Source organism: Nostoc sp. NMS2, assembly GCF_017115105.1.
Taxonomy (GTDB): domain Bacteria; phylum Cyanobacteriota; class Cyanobacteriia; order Cyanobacteriales; family Nostocaceae; genus Nostoc.
On sequence record NZ_JABXKH010000052.1, the window covers coordinates 1 to 19,847 of the forward strand.

Sequence of the window (19,847 nt, forward strand, 5' to 3'; positions counted from 1 at the left end):
TGGGCGTTAGGAACTAGCGCTTCTGCCCTTGGAGGGGATGTAAGACCAAAGTCTTCAGGACGTAAAAAATCCATGAAGTCCGAGGCAATCCCCGTTGAATTGGGAAGCCTACACTGTACCGTAAGGTCAGTGTAGGTAGTTCACTAATGCAAATTTCGGGACTGTGGTTGAATAGGAAAAGGAGAGCGAGAAGGTACTTTATCGCGCCTCAAGAGCAAAGGAATGCTGAAAAATCCTAAAATAATTACGACTCCAGTCATGATCCAAACCATTAACCTATTTGGTCTATAGTCGCCTTGTTCAATTTGCCAGAAAACCTGGTTGTATCGCCATGCAGCTAACCCAATAGTCGAAATTCCAAAAATTACCAAAGCAACACCCAAATTTTCCGAGTTGGATAAGGGATTTACCGGAGGTTCTTGTTGAGTAATAGCAATATTCAACTGGCGCAAAAATATACCAAATCGCGCGATCGCAAAACCAAAGCCAATCAATGCAATTGAAGTGCGTAGCCAAGCCAGAAATGTACGTTCATTCGCTTGATGCTCCCTTTGACGGTCAATTTTTGGTATTTTATCCATGAGTACTTTTAACAACTGTTTACCCTTGAAAAGTATTCATAACGATGAATAGCATGAACTAGCGCCACAAGCTCAACACAATCCGGTGAGGATTTTGAGAAAACCCCAAGCGATCGCCAGAATCTTTACAATAGAAAATAAGGTAAAGATATATATCAGAGTCAAAATCAATGGCACTATTCGGATTTGGCAAAAAGTCAGTTATGCCCACACCTGAAGAAGCTTTGTCAGGAAGGGCACAATCTATGTCAGTACCCGCCGCTCATTATGTCAACAAGAATCCCTTACAACCTCCTTATCCTGATGGATTAGAGAAGGCAATTTTTGGCTTGGGCTGTTTTTGGGGTGCAGAACGCAAATTTTGGCAACTTAAAGGAGTTTACACCACCGCAGTGGGTTACGCTGCTGGGTTAACACCCAACCCCACCTACGAAGAGGTATGTAGTGGACGAACCGGTCACAATGAAGTGGTGCTGGTTGTGTTTGATCCCAAAGTAATTAGTTATTCAGAATTGCTCAAAGTCTTTTGGGAAAGCCACAATCCTACCCAAGGGATGCGCCAAGGTAATGATGCTGGCACTCAATACCGTTCGGGAATTTATGTATATTCCGAAAACCAAAAGCAACTAGCAGAAGCATCGCGGGAAGCTTATCAGCAAGCCCTCAACGATGCAGGTTATGGCAAAATAACCACCGAAATCTTGGATGCACCGGAATTCTATTACGCAGAAGCCTACCATCAGCAATACCTGGCTAAAAATCCTAATGGGTATTGTGGTTTAGGAGGGACAAATGTTTCTTGTCCCGTGGGTGTAGTTGAATCGCAAGTTAGCGGTTAGAAATGGAGTTGGTGGGGTAGTCAACGACGAATATCTCCCTGCCTTAAACTTTAGTTCAAGTCTGTCCCTCTCCGACTCGGAGAGGGACAGTCTACCACTTCTTCTAAGATACAAGGTTGGGTTTCACTGCCGTTAAACCCAACCTACATTGATAGATTTTATGATAAGTAATTACCCGAACTTGATTTCAGACGTTGTTGGAAAGGCTAGGGCTGTTACTGTAACGTCTTTGATAAAGAATTGCTCCCAAATTAGTGACCAAACACGTGATTGCTAGCCACAGCAAGATATAAGTAGGAGCCATCACCACGCCAATCATGAACCAAGTATATACGTGCAGAATCATTACAGAAGCAAAAAAGCTAGCAATTCCAGCAGATTGCCACACTTGATGTGATGGGCGACGTAAGGCTACCAGACCTATTGTTAAAATTGTTACAAGCAGGTTCGCTGGTACGAGAAATGCACAAATACCTATGCAGTTGCCACGAGAGAACTCTACTAAGGTGTTAAAATCGAGCATTAATTTTGTTGGGACAGATGTTAGCTTTTTAAGAACTTAATTTATTTTAAAATAACTAAATTTACATTAACAGATGAGTGATTAATCACTATTGCAAACATAACATAAATTAAAATATTAAGTTGCGTTTTGATACTACTCAATAGTTAGATAATTATAAAGATTTTGGATAACTAGGGTGGAAAACACCCACCCTAGCTGAATTAACCCGGTAAAATCACTGTATCGATAACGTGTACCACGCCATTATCAGCTTCGATATCTGCTGCTAAAACTGTGGCATTTTTAACTTCAAAACCATCTGAAGAATCAATTTTAATGGGTGAACCTTCCACAGAATTAACCGTGCCGAGTTCTGCCAAATCAGCCTGTAGCAGCTTTCCGGGAACGACATGATACTTTAAAATCCGTGTTAGCTGGGGAATATTCTGCAACAGAGTTTGGATAGTTCCCGGTGGTAATTTGGCAAAAGCATCGTCATTTGGCGCAAAGACAGTGAACGGGCCAGGACTTTTTAATGTTTCTACTAAACCAGCAGCTTGTACAGCCGCCACTAGTGTTTTGAAAGACTCAGCCGTAACAGCAATATCAACAATATCAGCCATATACATTACCTAAATTTTTGCAAAAGATTTTAAAAAATAATAAACCTATTTGAAGTTTTATTAAATAGAGAGCAGGGAAAAGAGGCAGGGGAGCAGGGGGAGATGTGGTTCGACTTCGCTCACCAACCGGGAGATGTGGTTCGACTTCGCTCACCAACCGGGAGATGGGGAACTCTTAGCAGGGAGCAAGGGAGAAGAGTTTTCCCCCCGCCCCCCGCCCCTCTGCCTCTTTTCCATGCCCAATGCCCATTAATTCTGATTAGCTTTCCAGCTTGCTAGATCGGTTAAAGAGCGATCGCGGTAACGTCCATAACGCTCTGGTTTACTTTTGATTTTCATTCCTAAATCGGGAAAAATCCCAAAATTAGGCGGCATTGGTTGGAAATGTTTCGGCGAAGCGGAACTAATAAATTCTAATAACGCACCCATCATTGTTGTTGCTGGCAAAACTAAAGGTTCTTTACCCAAAGCTAGCCGTGCTGCATTAATTCCCGCCAAGCAGCCACCCGCAGCCGCAGCAGTGTAGCCTTCAGTACCAATTAACTGTCCAGCAGCTAACAATGTTGGACGCTCTTTAAATTGCAGAGTTGGATACATTAGCTGGGGAGCATTAATAAAAGTGTTGCGGTGCATCACTCCCAACCGCACAAACTCCGCCTTTTCCAAACTGGGAATTAGCTGAAATATACGCTTTTGCTCACCCCAACGCAGATTAGTTTGGAATCCTACCATGTTCCACAGTTGACCGGCTTTGTCTTCTTGTCGCAACTGCACCACGGCATAAAGACGTTCTCCTGTGCGAGTATCTGACAATCCTACTGGCTTTAGGGGGCCGTAGCGCATGGTATCTTCCCCACGCTGTGCTAGTTCTTCAATGGGTAAACAGGCTTCAAAAAATTTCGCCGTTTCCCGTTCAAAACCCTTGAGTTCTGTTTGTTCCGCTTTGCAAAGTTCTTCTCTAAAGTGCAAATACTGCTCTTTATTCATTGGGCAGTTGAGATAAGCGGCTTCACCTTTGTCATAACGTGATGCCATAAAAGCAACGTCACGGTTAATCGATTCTCCGACAATTATTGGACTAGCGGCATCGAAAAAGCTGAGGTATTCCATCCCCGTAAAGCGTTGCAAATCTTCGGCTAAGTCGGGACTGGTTAAAGGCCCAGTTGCCAAAACCACAATTCCTTCAGGAATCGCAGACACTTCACCCCGGCGAAATTCAATTAAAGGATGATGTGCTAAAGTTTCAGTCAAGTCTTGGCCAAATTGTCCCCTGTCTACCGCTAGCGCCCCACCCGCAGGTACAGCGTGTTCATCAGCTTTGGAGATGACAATAGAACCAAGTTGACGTAATTCTTCGTGCAATAAACCCGCCGCGCGATCGCTTGCCATTGCGCCAAAGGAATTACTACACACTAATTCTGCCAAATGTTCTGTATGATGAGCAGGGCTGAAGCGTTTTGGACGCATTTCATGGAGAATTACCGGCACTCCAGCTTGGGCTATTTGCCATGCTGCCTCAGTTCCAGCTAATCCACCTCCAATTACTTGTATCGGTTGTATTTCCATAGTTAAATTTTTAATTCCCATATCATTAAGTATCCACCAGCATCAGCACTAGGACGCATCAACAAGTAGGGTATTTTAGACATAACCAGTAGCGACAGCATAACGCTCCATAAACAGCAGCAATTACAAATTATCTGTGTCAATTCCCTGTTCTTGGAGTTTAGCTAACAATTCTTGATAGCGATCGCGCTCTTTTTCTAATTCTTGTAAAGCTGCTTCTTTTGCTTGACATTCTTGCTCTGCACGTTGACATTCCTGCTCTGCACGTTGACATTCCTGCTCTGCACGTTGACATTCCTGCTCTGCACGTTGACGTTCCTGCTCTGCACGTTGACGTTCCTGCTCTGCACGTTGACGTTCTTGTTCACGTAACTGGTCAATTTCTACCGTGGTCAAAAACTTTTGTCCAGAAGGGGAAAAAATTTCCAGGGTATCAGATGTTAGTTGAAAACGGATTCCCAAACGCGGACTTACCCAGCCATTCATCTCTTCAATGACTTCAAAACTATCCTCAGAACGGAGCAAGCCATTTAAATCGTTCTTATCAGGATCATAAATATAATATTCTTCCACACCGTAACGCTGGTAAAACTGCAATTTTTTGGTCATTTCTTTGAGGGTGTTACCTGGTGAGAGAATTTCAAATACTACCTGTGGGGGTATATTATCTTCATTCCACTGTAAATAAGAACCTCGTTTTCCTTTTGGTCTGCCAAAGACTACCAGCGTATCGGGCGCTTGTTTAATATTAGGATTTCCTTTAACTGGATACCAAAATAAATCGCCGGCGATAAATACATCCTCTGGCAATGGAAATAAGATTTCTAAATTTTCTTTAATTTTGACAATCCATGCAAATTGTTCTGTATTATCCGCCATTGGCTGTCCATCGCTTTCCGGGTAGATGACTTCGATTGTGGTTTCTGGTGTGACTTGTTGTACCATTGCTGCACCTCCAAGTATGGGGTTTTTAGCTAATATTTCTAGTTTAGATAAGGTTGGATGCGTAGATGCAAAGCAGCTTGTCGCCAGACATTGCTTCTCTGAACTTATTCATTTAGAGGCGTTTCCTGTACTGCTTGCTGGACTTGTGCAATATCCAAATCTAACGCCTGTGCTATCTGTTCCACACTTAAACCCAGTGCTAGCAGTTTAGGTACAGCTTCTAATTTTGCCTCAAAACGACCTTCTTCTTTACCTTCTTTTTTACCTTCTTCTTTACCTTCTTGTTTAGCTTCTTGATAAACCCGTGTTTGCTTCAACTCACTTAACCCAAACATCGCCTCTATCTCCTTTCGACTTAAGTTAGGCAATTTATAAACCAGAATTGTCTCTATTAATTCTAGTAATTGTTTTTGTGGCAGTTGCAAATTTACCGCTTGTTTTGTATGGTTAATTAATTCTCTGGCAGTGAGAATAGTTGTATCCTCATTTTCAATTACTAATTTGATGGTAGCAATACCTATTGGTAGTGATGCAGCTTCGCCTAGTTCATCTAAGTAAATTATCCTAATGCGATTGCTGTTGAAGAATTCGTGGCAATCTTGTCGTTCACCAGTATCTATATTCCTTCTGGGATAAATCACCACTCCTCGCCAAGAATTTTTAGATTTATTTTGCCGCAAATAGAGAAATGCTTCCGAAACTAGGCGCAAATAAATATCTGAGTCTGGTTGAAATTGAACTTCAACGAAATAAATCGGATTTTCTTCGTCTTGAGTGGGAAGAAAGACACCATCTATTCTAAAGGCAGTTTGTTTGATTTCAACTGAAGAAAATTGATAGGTATTTGCAGTTTCGGGAGGATTGCCAATCAGTTCAAAGAAGATACTGGGGAATTCTTGAAATAAGCGATAAAATATACTGTCAGTTTTCACTCTGAATGTTGTAGCACAGTTTTGAACTTTAGCAATTTTATAATGTGCTGCTCTCTGATTGCATAAATTATGCCAGATGGAAAACTAGCTATTTGGCAGCTTCTTGTATTTTTTGATCATAAATTCCATGTTTATGGAAATTTCCGATCGCGCACTTCTAAAGCATAATCTTGCACAGCCTTGGTAATCGTCTCTCGCAAGTTGGTGTAAACCTTGGCAAATGGTGGATGCTTCTCGGCAAGTCCGATTACATCTGAGGTAACTAAAACCTGTCCATCACAATGAGTTCCTGCACCGATACCGATTGTCGGAATGCTAAGTTTTTGTGTAATCTGCATTGCCAAATCTGCGGGTATATGCTCTAAAACTAGAGAAAATACACCTGCTTGTTCGAGAGCGATCGCTTCAAGTAAAATTCTCTCACTGGCTTCTTGGGTTTTTCCTTGTTGTCGCAAACCCAGTTGATGTATAGATTGCGGTGTCAAACCTACATGACCCATTACCGGAATTCCGGCTTCTACCAAACGAGCAATAGTTTCTGCGATCGCTGGATAGCCACCTTCCAATTTTACCGCTTGAGCGCCCGTTTCTTTCAGTATCCGTCCAGCTGAGTGCATTGCTTGTTGGAGACTTTCTTGATACGTCAAAAATGGTAAATCTACAACTACTAATGCCCGTTTAACCCCACGGCGCACAGATTTGGCATGATATATCATCTCATCCAAAGTTATGGGCAGTGTTGTTTCATACCCTAGAACTACTGCCATAGAGTCACCCACGAGGATTAAGTCTACACCAGCTGCATCGATGAGTTGAGCGATCGCATAATCCCAGGCGGTCAACGCCACAATTGCACGTCCCTGTTGTTTCCATTGAATTAATTGCTGGGTAGTGATTGCCATTGCCAATTTTAGATTTTGGATTTTGGATTTTGGATTTTTTGTCCTTTGTCATTAGTCATTAGTCATTTGCTAAGGACAGAAAACAAAGGACAAATGACTAATCATTTAACAGCGCGACTGAAAGCAATATGAGTTTTTGCACTATCCGTTTTGGGCATTAACCAAGCCAGACCTTCACTAGTACCAATCCATAATTTATTGCTGATATCAGGTACAAGGGCAAGAACCCGACTAGAAGGAAGTCCAGCAACTTCTGCATCTAACACAGCGCCTGTATTTGGATTTAATCGTAACAAACCATTGCTAGTCCCAACCCAGACACTACCATCTTTCGCAAAACGTACCGCCGTCACATCACGCCCACGCAGGCGAGTTACAGACCGCAATACTGCACCAGTTTTTGGGTTAATGACTAGTAAATTATTCGGCATTCCCGCCCAAATTAATCCTTCTGGACTGATAGCTAAAGCTTGAACAGTCGTCCCTGGTAAATCGGCAATCCGCTTCATAATCGCAGCGCTAGCGGTATTTACCCGCACTAATCCATCAAGAGTGCCAACCCACAGTTGACCTTCAGCATCTAAAGTTAGAGTGTTGGCGCTGACACCAGGCAGATTTTTTACTGTTGTCATAATCAAACCTTGGTCAGGACTAATTAGGGCTAAACCACTATCAGTTCCAGTCCACAAATAACCCCGTTTGTCAAGTAACAGTGACAAAACCCGTTTAGAAGGCAAAAATAAATTCTGCGCGGTGATTTCATTAGTGCGGGGGTCTACTCGAACTAGTCCGCCATAACTTCCCACCCACAAACGTCCTACTTTGTCTTGGGCTAAAGCACCAATAGCAACATTCGGTAAGCTAACACGAGAAATAATCTTGCCAGTTTTAGGATCAATCCGCGATAATCCCCGCCAAGAACCTACCCAAAGATTGCCTGTAACATCTGGCAGTAAGTTACCAACGCGATAATCAGTTTCTGGCGAATTTTCTTGCACTCCGCGCTCATCAGGCAAGGATTCTACTCGCGGTGGCGGTGCAGAAGGTGGGTAAGCAGGGGTTAAATCAGATGATTTAATGTCAGGGGTTTTTTGTGCCCATCCCATACTGGGCACAGCTATCAACCCAAACAAGATAGAAGTAATCAATAAACTAGTACGCTTGCAAAACAATACCACGGTGACATTTCCTTTGGAGACAGTACCCATAGTCATTACCTAAACTGGCTTTGGGTTAATTTCAGTGTTCCCCTACCTGGTATTTTTTAAACGTCATCTGCAATTTTTCTCAAATTTTATAGGGATTGGGCATGGAAAAGAGGCAGAGGGGCGGGGGGCAGGGGGCAGGGGGAAAACTCTTCTCCCTTGCTCCCTGCTCCCTGCTCCCCATCTCCCTCATCTCCCGGTTGGTGAGCGAAGTCGAACCACATCTCCCTCATCTCCCCCAGTCCCCAGAACCTTCCCTACGGTTATTTATGACACGTTGTAAAGCATCTGTAATAAAATGTTAAATCTTTATGTAATAACAAAATTAAATATATAAGTTAAAAACTTTGAAAGAATAACTTATCGAATTCTTGATATATTGTGAAATAAGTTACAAATTACGTGGTGTGCAATTTTTATCTTTAAGCTCACCACTCTGCTAAATCTCTGTCAAGTAAATTCTTTTATGGTATCTTTTCCATCAACGGAGAAGATATAGGGAGTATAAAGGCAAGAATGTGTGCTAGTCAGCCCAATCCCCTGAATACCCCGATTTGTAGGGAAATTATCTAAATGCTACCCGCGAAAAGCGGAAGTTTTGGTGAAATTGAGAAGGTTTAGTTGGGTGCGAAGAAGAGGTAAAAAAGAATTTTGATTCGTAGCAAGAGGGAACAGTAGAAGCGCTAGGTCGTGTACCCCTAGAAGGGGATAACACTGGTGAGGAGGGCTACCACTGCTACCAAAGTGTCCGCCGCAAAAAAACTGCTAACTTTTGTCAAAGACAACCCCTAACAAAAATTGTTCCTGAATCTTCCTCTCGCTCAAGGGGGGAAACATCTGGGTGAGGGGAAGTTGCACAAAACGTGATTTGATAATTAACAAGAGTGATTTCAGGGAAGGATAAAATATGTCTTACGCTCAAACGAAGACTCAGAGCAAGTCTGGGTATCAAGCCGGGGTTAAAGATTACAGACTAACTTATTACACACCCGATTACACACCAAAAGATACCGATCTTCTAGCTGCGTTCCGCATGACACCCCAGCCTGGTGTTCCTCCCGAAGAAGCAGGTGCGGCTGTAGCGGCTGAGTCTTCTACAGGTACTTGGACAACTGTGTGGACAGACTTGCTCACCGACCTCGATCGCTACAAGGGTCGTTGTTATGACATCGAACCAGTTCCCGGTGAAGACAACCAGTACATCTGCTACGTTGCCTATCCTTTGGACTTGTTTGAAGAAGGTTCTGTAACCAACGTATTAACCTCAATTGTAGGTAACGTATTTGGTTTCAAAGCTCTGCGGGCACTACGTCTAGAAGATATCCGCTTTCCAGTAGCTTATATCAAGACCTTCCAAGGGCCTCCTCATGGTATCCAAGTTGAGCGCGATAAGTTAAACAAATACGGTCGTCCTTTGTTGGGTTGTACCATTAAGCCCAAATTGGGTCTTTCCGCTAAGAACTACGGACGCGCTGTATACGAGTGCTTACGCGGTGGTTTGGACTTCACCAAAGACGACGAAAACATCAACTCCGCACCATTCCAAAGATGGCGCGATCGCTTTTTGTTCGTTGCTGAAGCTATCAGCAAAGCCCAAGCTGAAACCGGTGAAATCAAAGGTCACTACCTCAACGTCACCGCCCCCACCTGTGAACAAATGTTGCAACGGGCTGAGTACGCTAAAGAACTCAAACAGCCCATCATCATGCACGACTACCTCACCGCAGGTTTCACCGCCAACACCACATTGGCTCGTTGGTGTCGTGATAACGGTATCTTGCTACACATTCACCGTGCTATGCACGCCGTAATTGACCGTCAAAAGAACCACGGTATCCACTTCCGTGTATTGGCTAAAGCCCTACGTTTGTCTGGTGGCGATCACATCCACACCGGTACAGTAGTTGGTAAGTTGGAAGGTGAGCGCGGCATCACAATGGGCTTCGTTGACCTGTTGCGTGAAAACTACATTGAGCAAGACAAGTCTCGTGGTATTTACTTTACCCAAGACTGGGCTTCTCTACCTGGTGTAATGGCAGTTGCTTCTGGTGGTATCCACGTATGGCACATGCCTGCGCTGGTAGAGATCTTTGGTGATGACTCCGTACTGCAATTCGGTGGTGGTACTCTGGGACACCCTTGGGGTAACGCTCCTGGTGCAACCGCTAACCGCGTCGCCTTGGAAGCCGTTGTTCAAGCTCGTAATGAAGGCCGTAACTTGGCTCGTGAAGGTAACGACATCATCCGTGAAGCTGCTAAGTGGTCTCCTGAACTAGCTGTTGCTTGCGAACTGTGGAAAGAAATCAAGTTCGAGTTTGAAGCAATGGATACCGTCTGATCCTCAAGTTAAAAGTTAAAAGGTAAAAGGTAAAAGAAAATAGTTGTTTCCTCTTTTTACTTTTTACTTTTTACTTTTTACTTTTTTAGGCTGGGGTCAAGCATGAATCTTAAGCAAATTGCGAAAGACACAGCCAAGACTCTCCAAAGTTACCTGACTTATCAGGCGCTAAAGACAGTATTGGCACAGCTAGGCGAAACGAATCCTCCATTAGAACTTTGGTTGCATAACTTTTCGTCTGGGAAAATTCAGAATGGTGAGTCATACATCGAGCAACTGTTGCAAGAAAAACCAGATTTGGCATTGCGAATCATGACTGTCAGAGAACACATTGCCGAAGAAATCACAGAATTTTTACCGGAAATGGTTTGCACTGGCATTCAGCAAGCCAACATGGAACAGCGCCGCCAGCATCTAGAACGCATAACACGAATAGACACATCTAACCCCAGTCTGCAACCAGAACAGCAAGCAACTTTAGATCAGAATTTGGATAACTTATCCAGTTAGTTTGCTCAACCTAGTAGTAAAAATCGCAACCCATAATCAAAAGCTATGCAAACTTTACCAAAAGAGCGTCGTTACGAAACCCTTTCTTATCTGCCCCCTTTGACTGACGCTCAAATTGCCAAGCAAATCCAGTACATTTTAAATCAAGGTTACATTCCAGCGATCGAGTTTAACGAAACTTCTGAGCCAACAGAATTGTATTGGACAATGTGGAAGCTGCCTTTATTCGGTGCTAAATCCACTCAAGAAGTATTGAGCGAAGTTCAAGCGTGCCGTTCTCAATTCAACACCAGCTATATCCGTGTTGTGGGTTTTGACAACATTAAACAGTGCCAAATTCTCAGCTTTCTTGTTCACAAACCCAACAAAGCCAACAGATACTAAAGCTAGCAAGCTTTAAATAATTAGTTTATCCCCATAGGAGAGGTAGAATTATCTGCCTCTCCTATTTACTAGATTTTTTTTGAAACGCAAAGGGGCGCAGAGGTTTACGCAAAGGGGCGCGGAGTTATTCTCTGCGTTACTCTGCGCTTTCCTTAGCGTTTTTTAAGAGATTAATAAATAAAATTAAAGCATCTACCAGAAATGAGAATTTGTTTTGTTGGTGACTCTTTTGTTAACGGCACTGGCGATCTAGAATGTCTTGGTTGGACAGGGAGAGTATGTGTTAATGCTAATAAAAAAGGTTTTGACATTACTTACTATAATTTAGGAATTAGGCGTGATACGAGTAGTGATATAGCAAAGCGTTGGTTACAGGAAGTATCACTGCGATTACCCAAAGAATATGATGGCAGAATTGTGTTTTCTTTTGGATTAAATGATACAACACTAGAAAATGGTAAAACTCGCGTGGATTTGGCAGATTCTATCAAAAATGCCCGTGAAATTTTAAGTGAAGCTCAAAAGTTATATCCTGTTTTGATGGTTGGCCCCGCACCATACGCAGAACAAGAAGATCCTCAAAGAAAGCAGAGAACTATAGATTTATCTAACCAATATGCTTTGATTTGTAAAGAATTAAATGTACCTTATTTAGACGTTTTTTCGATATTAGAAAAATCAAACATCTGGATTAATGAAGCAAGAGCTAATGATGGTGTTCATCCTCAAGCAGGTGGTTATGCGGAATTTGCCCAAATAGTAGAAAATTGGGAAGCTTGGTTAAATTGGTTTCCTCTGATTTAATCGAGTATTCAAAGTTAGGATAGTGGTAGCACCTAATTTTTATATCTAAAGGTGGTAACTATGCAACAAATTACTCTAGCTGAAGCATCTCAAAACTTACCTGACTTAATTGAAGCAGCACTCGGTGGTGAAGAAATTATCATTATCAAAGATAATCAACCTTTGGTTAAATTAACTCCTGTGTCGCCACTTAAACACCGTCCTAAGTATGGTAGTGCCAAGGGACTTGTGACAATATCTGATGACTTTGATGAACCACTGGAAGATTTTAAGAAATATATGTAATGAGGCAGCTACTGGACACTCATATTTTTATTTGGTTTGTGATGGGTGATCCAAGAATCAGCATTACCTTGCGATCGCAAATTGAAAATAATGAGAATCTACTGAGTATTGCTAGTGTTTGGGAAATGGCAATCAAGCACAGCATTCGTAAACTCAACTTTGGTCTGGCTTTTGACGAGTTTATCGAACAGCAAATAATTAGAAATGGTATTGAATTACTGCCAATCACCATAGATCATATTACTGTTGTTGCTACACTACCTTTACATCACCGCGATCCATTCGACCGAATTTTAATTGCACAATCGATAGTGGAAGATATACCTTTACTGAGTGCCGATAAAATTTTTGATGCTTATCCAATTGAGCGTTTGTGGTAAGTAGCGCTCCGTTTCTACCAAAAGATAAATAAACAGTTATCACCAAAAAAACTTAACATTACTTTAAGCAGTGCTAGGCAAAGATAATTTTATGGGTTATTACATCGCTCCCCGCTTTTTGGACAAACTGGCTGTCCACATCACTAAAAACTTTCTAAAGCTTCCTGGCGTGCGAGTTCCCGTGATTTTAGGTATTCACGGACGCAAAGGAGAAGGCAAAACATTTCAATGTCAATTAGTCTTCGAGAAAATGGGTATCGAGGTAACTCATGTATCTGGCGGCGAATTAGAAAGTCCAGATGCAGGAGATCCAGCGCGGTTGATTCGGCTGCGCTATCGGGAGACAGCAGAACTGATCAAAGTACGCGGCAAAATGTGTGTACTGATGATTAACGATTTAGATGCGGGGGCTGGACGCTTTGATGAAGGCACTCAATATACTGTAAATACGCAGTTGGTGAATGCCACACTGATGAATATTGCTGATAATCCCACAGATGTACAGTTGCCTGGAAGTTATGATTCCACGCCTTTACATCGTGTACCGATTATTGTCACAGGTAATGATTTCTCTACTCTCTATGCACCGTTAATTCGGGATGGACGGATGGAGAAATTCTACTGGGAACCAGACAGAGACGACAAAGTGGGAATTGTTAAGGGGATTTTTGAACCGGATGGACTCTCACAAAAGGAAGTTGAACAGTTAGTTGATACTTTTGTCAATCAGTCCATTGACTTTTTTAGCGCTTTGCGATCGCGCATTTATGACGAACAAATCCGCAACTACATTCATAAAGTAGGTTTTGAGCAAGTATCCTTGAGTGTGGTTAACAGCACTGAAGGGCCACCAGAATTCAAAAAGCCAGATTTCAGGCTGTCTCATTTAATCGAGTCTGGTAACTTCCTCGTTGGCGAACAAAAACGGGTGGAAAATTCCCATTTGGTTGATGATTACAATCGACTCAATCGAGGTAGAAATTCTCAATCTGCACCACCTGCTGCGATACCAATTAATCAGCCGTCAAAGAATGGTGCAACTCAAGAAGCAAAAACTAATGGATTCCAAAAACAGGAAGTAGCGAGTCCATATTTGAGCATAGATACACAAGCTCAAATTAGGCAACTATTGTCTCAAGGTTACAAAATCAGCATTGAACACGTAGATGAGCGCCGCTTCCGCACAGGTTCATGGCAAACTTGTGTTCATAGCCATATTGATGCAGAGTCTGATGCAATATCAAACTTAGAAGCAACTCTGGCAGAATATAGCGGTGAGTACGTGCGCTTAGTAGGTATCGATCCGAAAGCCAAGCGGCGGGTAGTGGAGACGATTATTCAGCGTCCAGATGGGAAAAATTAGGAATAGATAATTGAGAAAGATAAGAAAGAGCGATGTCTACGACGGTCACTGAGCGAAGTCGAAGTGCGGGCTACGCCTACGCTTTTGTCAATCTCAAACAACTGGAAAAAATATGCTTCCTCAATTTCAGGACTTACGCAAAAAATAGCCCAAACCTTGATTTACCAGTAGTTTTACGTAAGTCCTAAATTTGATAGCTGAATCCTTATACCTTAACTACAGGTAGCAGCTGAAGCCGAGTTAACCCTTGTTAAATCGCCAGTGAATACTGCTGTATATATATAAGGTGATGCACCAGAGCAAGTCATGGAGTTGGTATTAGTGCGGCGGGGAGTCCACCATGACTTTGCTTGCACAGTTAAATTTGTGCCATCCCATGATAGGCTTCTGACAACTAAAGAGTTTGTATTTCCATTATCCGCCTTTTTAGCAGTTAAAAATGTAGCATAGTAAACCTCGCCATTGGCTGGATTAATCCGGGCTATAACTGCGACTTTTGGCCCGCCTCCACTACCATAGCTAGACAACCAACGCCCAGTTGCAAAGCGGCGAAAATCACTACCGGTCTGACTGCCAGTGGCAGAGTAAACGCCATATAAAACATTCCCCCCACTCCAATACAATCCGTAGCCTGTACCGTCGTCATTTGTTGTTTCGTAATCAGTCCTACACCATGTTTTAATCCCATTATTAAAACGGATAGTTATAGGATTTTTGTTATTAGATGAGACTTGCTGATAACCAATGTAAAAGGCTGAACTTCCATTAACTACTCTGGGGCCATTTTTAGCTTTGATTGTCGCTTCACTATCATTACAACTGAATGTTACAGCACTACCGATAGATGAATTTACCGTTTCGGCAAAAGCTGGAGGGACTTTTTGGGTGATGACTAAATCAGCTACTAGTAATGCAGATAAAGATAAACCTGCCAAATACTTCTGCAATTTTTGAGAATAAATCATGATATAAATCTGCCGAGAAATTGTAAGGGAAAAACACCGTATTACTATAAACTCTAATGAGAGTTTAGACAAGTAAAATTGTTGAAAGTCGCAGATAGCAGCATTTTCAGCATGACAAAAAATGATGCTAGACTACAAAATGCATAACATAATATGCATTAAATTGCATGGTATTAACTGTATATAAACCTTTCTTATCGAAAGAGCATCATTGAATAGATTGATTCTGAATTCAGAATCTAGATGCTCTCTTAAAGATTAGTATTTGTTCCTTTTCCATCTCTCTGATTAGAAGCTTGAATCCATTGCTTTGAGTCGAGCCGATCTCAAGTCAGGTCTTTATAGAATATGTGATGTACGTTTTGGACGGGACATAGATATATTCCTTAAATAGCGTTCTAAAGTTAGTTTGGCTTAGTCAAGCTGTTTTCTGGTTCAGTAAAAATCGTGAATAATTTTATTTCTAATAAAACTAATACATTAATCTGGGTAATTTCTCTTAATTCAGATATTGAATCTGGTTTTTTGGGCAATTGCTTATTAGTGATGAATATCACGATATTGGCTCGATTTCCTCTTATTTTTTCGATGCAGAGCGCGGGAATAACTGATTAGAGGCTCTGCCTCAAGCGATACATTGAGGCATCAACCTATATGAATGCATTCCCATACGGAGTATGGGAACGAGCAAAACAGCAAAACTTCATCAAGCTAGGTTTTTAGGACTTGTGTATACACCGTAGCCTTCTAAACGCTATGGAACAACTCCAATACGGTTCAGTTAAGGCTAAAACTCTGCGATCGAAGTCAATTTTTTAACGAACCGCCAAGGCGCAGAGTCCGCAGAGAGAAAAAAGAAATGCTTAACCCAAGCGGATTGGGAACAACTCTACAAAACTTGTGTGTACACCTTAGTTGACAAGGAGAGGGTGCGCGACAGCACGGGTGGGGTATTTTCGGCTATTCTGTATTGGACTCAACCCAGAAGCGCTAGAAATGCTGCTTCACCACGTCTAAGGGTGAACAATTCCAATAATCGATATGGGAGACAATCAAACCATCAGAGTTGAGACCTAATTCACTCCAACCAGGAATAGAAATCCGTGGCTTCCAGGGGAGAGGAGTATTCCAACTGAGTGTCCACTCAGTTTTGATTGTGTCTCCTAAACGTTGAATATTATGTAAGTCCATCTTGGGATCTAAAAACCAAGTTTGGATAAAATTAATCATTTTTTGATAACGTTTAACACCACGAAATTTATTCAGTGGGTCTTGAAAATAAACGTCTGGAGCGTAAATGCTGTAAGTTTGATTGACTGGGAATCTTTGATAGTCTTCTTTGAGGATTTCAATGATATCCATAATAATCGCTTTATATTCGATGTCCTGGCTGATACAATAGGGTTCGGTTAAGGTTTTTTGATGAAAATTCTAGATCGCATCTTTGCGATAAATCATCACAAAGACGCGATAAATCGCCGTCTCTACAATAATCAGTCTTTCGTCTTGACGGCGATTTATCGCGTCTCTTGCTTTAACTATACGAACAAAACCCGCCTGCGCGGGTTAAAAAACCTTAATTTCCTCTAGTCTGCGGAGGCGGACTTTGTTTCTGTAACTGTAAATTTCGTTCGCTTGGGCTTTTTGTTAACGCCAATGTTGGGGTATGTTCAGATTTTCCGGTAAGATTGTTGTGCGATCGCCAAATGCCTGTTCAATCTGCTGTAATTCTAGGTTCTCACATCCGCTCAAGTTTGCCCTAAAGAGATTAGTTTCTTGGAGGTTGGCATCTTGCAGATTAGCTGTACTCAGTAACACGCCTTCTAAGTTGGCTCCAGCAAGTTTTGCGTTTTGCAGGTTACTGCCAATCAGGTTTGCATCTTGGAGGTTGCTACCCTCGAAGTTGACTTCAAAGAGGTTGGCATCACAAAGAATTGCTCCTTCCAAGTTGGCATCACAAAGAGTTGCCCCTTCCAAGTTGGCATCACAAAGAATTGTCCCTTCCAAGTTGGCATCATAAAGAATTGCCTTTGATAGATTTGCTTTTCTGAGAATTACGCCTTGCAAATTGGCTTCTGAAAGGGTTGCCTTAGAGAGATTTGCTTCATAGAAGACTGACCCACAAAGATTGGTTACTGATAGGTCTGCCTCCGAGAGATTTGCTTGTGTAAAATTCACCCATTGTAAGTTGGCTCCTACGAAAATCGCCCTAGAGAGGTTAGCTTCGGTTAAGTCTGCATTACTGAGGTCTGTATTACGTAAATCTAGTTTTTGATTTACCGGATCTTTATGTGAATCGCGTCGCCCAATGACAGTTATCGCTGTTTGAATATCTGTAGGAAGTTTTGATGATACCTGTGACTCGTCCTCATATTTTTGATTTACCGGAGCATTTTCGCGGATAAAAGCAGCGAGAATTTCCATAATTGTCCAATGGTCTTTCGGAGAATCTTTGGCAATTCGTTCTAAAGCATAAATTGCGGCAAACCGCGTTTCAATTTTTTCATTTCCTAGTTGTTCGATTGCTTTAGAAAAGCGTTCGGGAACAATTTCTTGTGGAGTTGGTTGCTTGTAATTGATACTAGTTACTATGTTGTTATCCCAAGCTAGTGTCCCAGCAAGGATTTGCGTTAACAGGCTCTGATTCTCATCCAAAGATAGTCTGGATGTATAGTAAGCATTAATAATTAATGCTAGTCCTCCAATAATTATCGCAATAGTTGTTAAAGCTTGAGTGATATATTCTATTTTTTCATTATTTGAAAATCCTTGAATATTTTCAAATAATGAAAAAATTAGAGTTAAGGAAAAAATAAATATAACTGAGATAAATACCAACAAAATCGTGAGTCCATTTGTCTTTATGAAAGACATGTTATAAGTCTTCATATTTGACTCCTTACGGAAATAAATTTAGGTTGATTTTAAGAGCATCCGTAAATATCTGATAGCGTACAAACACGGAACTACTTAACATATCCTTAAATGTACTCCATAGAAATTATCTATAAAATCTCTGATAACTTATTTTGCAAACATCCTCTGAACTGCGGGGCTTTTTTGGCTTGTTTGCGATCGCAAAGACGCGATAAATCGCCGTCAAGACAAAAGACTGATTATTGTAAAGACGGCGATTTATCGCGTTTTCCCTTAATTCCGCAATATGTTAACGCAAACCTAAAATTTCGGAAATCGCCGCTACAATATCTAGATAAAAGTTGCCTTTTACAGCGCGAAATAACTCAAATTTAGAGTCAGGGGCACCAAAAAACGGTCTGAGAAACCATCCTAACTGCATACCAACAAAGGCATATAGCAATAACCAGGATCTTAAAATAGTGGTGCGCGTTTTTTTGCCGACTTCATCTTGTTGAGAAAGTAATTGCATTCCTTCATACAGGAATTTCACACCAAAGATGCCTGTAATACCAAAAATTAATACATTCAACAGTTTGAAAAATTGATAAGAATCGGGTGTAGTGATCAGAAAAAATAGCGTAACTGGTGCCAAGCTAAATAAAAGTACGCTAATCACTGATACAGATGTGAGTAATACAACGAAATGCTGTAAAATACTGCTCCGAGAACCAAACAAAACATTAAAAAAGAACAACGTCGGGAAACAAATAATCAGTGTGATTAAATAGAATACCGGAAGTTTAATAGCACCGGATAATGCCTGTGCCCAACTGTGGGATGCACCGATAATTGCTCCATAAAGAGCAAAGAAGATAGAACTAGATACAAACAAAGAACTGATTTTATTTTGTAATCTTATTCCCATCCGAATCTCTTCCAAGAAAGACTGGCGATCGCGCAATAAATTAACCAAAACACCAAATTGTTGAATTCCGCGATTTTTCTTATCAAGCATAAATTTGTATGTTCTATATTTTGCTGAATTACTAATGACTAATTATTCATTGATGGTACATAGCAAGCAGATTTATCCGTGGGCTAAATCCAAAATCCAAAATCCAAAATTATCTGACTAATTACGGATTCCAAAAAGATAGCCAATAGCTTGAATAACGCTCAAATAGAAATTACCTTCTCTTTCGCGGAATAGCTCAAAGGTAGAACCCGGTGTGCCAAAAAACGGTCTGAGAGTCCATCCTAACTGACTACCTACGAAAGCGTAAAGAAATAGCCAAAATTGTAAAATTTTCTGGCGTGTCTTGCTACCTTCATTATCTTGTTCTAAAACTAAACTCGTGGCCTGATATAAAGACGAAACACCAATAAATCCAGTTAATGCGAATATGAATACATTTAACAGAATTAAAAATTGGTAATTATTCGTGGTAATCAAGAAAAACAGTGTAATTGGTGCAAAGCTAAATAAAAGTACGCTTGTGACTGAAACCGCAGTCAATACTAATGCTAAATGCTGTCCAAAAGTCCGCTTGGAACCAAAAATAATATTAGCAAAAAACAACGTTGGGATACAAATTAGGAGTGTGATTAAATAAAGGGCTGGGAGTTTAATGGCGGAAGACAAAGCTTGCATCCAGCTATGGTATGCACCAATGATTCCGCCATACGCGGCGAGAAATAAGGAACTGCAAACCAGCAGAGAAATGATTTTAGTTGGTAATCTCGTACCTTGGCGAACTTCCTCTAGAAAACCTGGGCGATCGCGCAGGAATCCAATCAGCACTGCAAAGTATTTGATTCCTAATGATTTCCGTTCAATCATGTTATCCTCACACAAGTAAAA

23 protein-coding genes are annotated in these 19,847 nt (G+C 41.4%); 10 read left to right on the plus strand and 13 right to left on the minus strand.

Annotated features, from left to right (window positions below):
- Positions 1-143: 143 nt before the first annotated feature.
- Positions 144-581 carry a DUF202 domain-containing protein gene (locus tag HWQ36_RS09545; protein ID WP_292701150.1) on the minus strand — a complete coding sequence of 146 codons (438 nt, stop codon included), beginning with the start codon at positions 579-581 and terminating at the stop codon, positions 144-146.
- Between the two features lie 94 nt (positions 582-675).
- Here HWQ36_RS09545 and HWQ36_RS09550 point away from each other — a divergent pair, with 94 nt between their 5' ends.
- Both HWQ36_RS09550 and msrA read left to right on the plus strand, forming a co-directional pair.
- Complete coding sequence (locus HWQ36_RS09550) at positions 676-798, plus strand: hypothetical protein (protein WP_292701358.1); 123 nt, start codon at positions 676-678, stop codon at positions 796-798.
- Positions 752-1,420, plus strand: a complete 669-nt coding sequence (gene msrA, locus HWQ36_RS09555) for a peptide-methionine (S)-S-oxide reductase MsrA (protein ID WP_292701152.1) — start codon at positions 752-754, stop codon at positions 1,418-1,420. Before HWQ36_RS09550 ends, msrA begins: the two co-directional genes overlap by 47 nt.
- A gap of 187 nt (positions 1,421-1,607) precedes the next feature.
- On the opposite strand, the gene HWQ36_RS09560 is transcribed toward msrA, so the two are convergent.
- The 7 genes from HWQ36_RS09560 to HWQ36_RS09590 form a co-directional block, all read right to left on the minus strand.
- Positions 1,608-1,943: a hypothetical protein gene (locus HWQ36_RS09560; RefSeq protein ID WP_292701154.1), complete on the minus strand. Its 336-nt coding sequence runs from the start codon at positions 1,941-1,943 to the stop codon at positions 1,608-1,610.
- Between the two features lie 203 nt (positions 1,944-2,146).
- Entirely contained in the window at positions 2,147-2,548 is a 402-nt protein-coding gene (locus tag HWQ36_RS09565; protein ID WP_292701157.1) for a fasciclin domain-containing protein, read from the minus strand.
- A gap of 249 nt (positions 2,549-2,797) precedes the next feature.
- The gene (trmFO, locus tag HWQ36_RS09570; protein ID WP_292701161.1) at positions 2,798-4,114 is read right to left on the minus strand and encodes an FADH(2)-oxidizing methylenetetrahydrofolate--tRNA-(uracil(54)-C(5))-methyltransferase TrmFO; all 1,317 of its coding nucleotides are present in this window, start codon (positions 4,112-4,114) and stop codon (positions 2,798-2,800) included.
- Between the two features lie 123 nt (positions 4,115-4,237).
- Positions 4,238-5,059 (minus strand): Uma2 family endonuclease, encoded by an 822-nt coding sequence (locus HWQ36_RS09575; protein ID WP_292701164.1) that lies wholly within the window; start codon positions 5,057-5,059, stop codon positions 4,238-4,240.
- A gap of 104 nt (positions 5,060-5,163) precedes the next feature.
- On the minus strand, positions 5,164-5,991 hold the full coding sequence (locus HWQ36_RS09580; RefSeq protein WP_292701166.1) for an Rpn family recombination-promoting nuclease/putative transposase: 828 nt from the start codon (positions 5,989-5,991) through the stop codon (positions 5,164-5,166).
- Between the two features lie 131 nt (positions 5,992-6,122).
- Positions 6,123-6,893, minus strand: a complete 771-nt coding sequence (gene panB / locus HWQ36_RS09585) for a 3-methyl-2-oxobutanoate hydroxymethyltransferase (RefSeq protein WP_292701169.1) — start codon at positions 6,891-6,893, stop codon at positions 6,123-6,125.
- Between the two features lie 101 nt (positions 6,894-6,994).
- Positions 6,995-8,107, minus strand: coding sequence for a two-component regulator propeller domain-containing protein (locus HWQ36_RS09590; protein WP_292701172.1), 1,113 nt, complete (start codon positions 8,105-8,107; stop codon positions 6,995-6,997).
- Positions 8,108-9,005: 898 nt separating this feature from the next.
- Between HWQ36_RS09590 and HWQ36_RS09595 the strand changes: the two genes are divergently transcribed.
- The 7 genes from HWQ36_RS09595 to HWQ36_RS09625 all read left to right on the plus strand — a co-directional run bounded on the left by HWQ36_RS09595 (position 9,006) and on the right by HWQ36_RS09625 (position 14,162).
- Positions 9,006-10,436 carry a form I ribulose bisphosphate carboxylase large subunit gene (locus HWQ36_RS09595; protein WP_181930930.1) on the plus strand — a complete coding sequence of 477 codons (1,431 nt, stop codon included), beginning with the start codon at positions 9,006-9,008 and terminating at the stop codon, positions 10,434-10,436.
- Positions 10,437-10,538: 102 nt separating this feature from the next.
- Positions 10,539-10,946, plus strand: coding sequence for a chaperonin family protein RbcX (locus HWQ36_RS09600; protein WP_292701180.1), 408 nt, complete (start codon positions 10,539-10,541; stop codon positions 10,944-10,946).
- Positions 10,947-10,991: 45 nt separating this feature from the next.
- A complete protein-coding gene (locus tag HWQ36_RS09605) occupies positions 10,992-11,330 on the plus strand; it encodes a ribulose bisphosphate carboxylase small subunit (protein ID WP_292701182.1) in 339 nt (112 codons plus the stop codon).
- Positions 11,331-11,531: 201 nt separating this feature from the next.
- Positions 11,532-12,134, plus strand: coding sequence for a GDSL-type esterase/lipase family protein (locus HWQ36_RS09610; protein WP_292701184.1), 603 nt, complete (start codon positions 11,532-11,534; stop codon positions 12,132-12,134).
- Between the two features lie 60 nt (positions 12,135-12,194).
- Positions 12,195-12,419, plus strand: coding sequence for a type II toxin-antitoxin system prevent-host-death family antitoxin (locus HWQ36_RS09615; protein WP_292701187.1), 225 nt, complete (start codon positions 12,195-12,197; stop codon positions 12,417-12,419).
- Positions 12,419-12,799, plus strand: coding sequence for a type II toxin-antitoxin system VapC family toxin (locus HWQ36_RS09620; protein ID WP_292701190.1), 381 nt, complete (start codon positions 12,419-12,421; stop codon positions 12,797-12,799). Before HWQ36_RS09615 ends, HWQ36_RS09620 begins: the two co-directional genes overlap by 1 nt.
- Positions 12,800-12,890: 91 nt before the next feature.
- Positions 12,891-14,162: a ribulose bisphosphate carboxylase small subunit gene (locus tag HWQ36_RS09625; RefSeq protein ID WP_292701342.1), complete on the plus strand. Its 1,272-nt coding sequence runs from the start codon at positions 12,891-12,893 to the stop codon at positions 14,160-14,162.
- Between the two features lie 212 nt (positions 14,163-14,374).
- On the opposite strand, the gene HWQ36_RS09630 is transcribed toward HWQ36_RS09625, so the two are convergent.
- Both HWQ36_RS09630 and HWQ36_RS09635 read right to left on the minus strand, forming a co-directional pair.
- Positions 14,375-15,127: a hypothetical protein gene (locus HWQ36_RS09630; protein ID WP_292701193.1), complete on the minus strand. Its 753-nt coding sequence runs from the start codon at positions 15,125-15,127 to the stop codon at positions 14,375-14,377.
- 990 nt (positions 15,128-16,117) lie between these two features.
- Complete coding sequence (locus HWQ36_RS09635) at positions 16,118-16,489, minus strand: DUF2358 domain-containing protein (protein ID WP_114082919.1); 372 nt, start codon at positions 16,487-16,489, stop codon at positions 16,118-16,120.
- A 60-nt stretch (positions 16,490-16,549) separates the two neighbouring features.
- Between HWQ36_RS09635 and HWQ36_RS09640 the strand changes: the two genes are divergently transcribed.
- On the plus strand, positions 16,550-16,717 hold the full coding sequence (locus HWQ36_RS09640) for a hypothetical protein (RefSeq protein ID WP_292701199.1): 168 nt from the start codon (positions 16,550-16,552) through the stop codon (positions 16,715-16,717).
- A 57-nt stretch (positions 16,718-16,774) separates the two neighbouring features.
- Here HWQ36_RS09640 and HWQ36_RS09645 read toward each other — a convergent pair whose 3' ends face one another.
- From HWQ36_RS09645 to HWQ36_RS09655, 3 genes are all read right to left on the minus strand, one after another.
- Entirely contained in the window at positions 16,775-18,016 is a 1,242-nt protein-coding gene (locus HWQ36_RS09645) for a pentapeptide repeat-containing protein (protein ID WP_292701201.1), read from the minus strand.
- 277 nt (positions 18,017-18,293) lie between these two features.
- Complete coding sequence (locus tag HWQ36_RS09650; protein ID WP_292701204.1) at positions 18,294-19,001, minus strand: actin-binding WH2 domain-containing protein; 708 nt, start codon at positions 18,999-19,001, stop codon at positions 18,294-18,296.
- 117 nt (positions 19,002-19,118) lie between these two features.
- Positions 19,119-19,826, minus strand: a complete 708-nt coding sequence (locus tag HWQ36_RS09655) for an actin-binding WH2 domain-containing protein (RefSeq protein WP_292701207.1) — start codon at positions 19,824-19,826, stop codon at positions 19,119-19,121.
- Positions 19,827-19,847 lie beyond the last annotated feature (21 nt).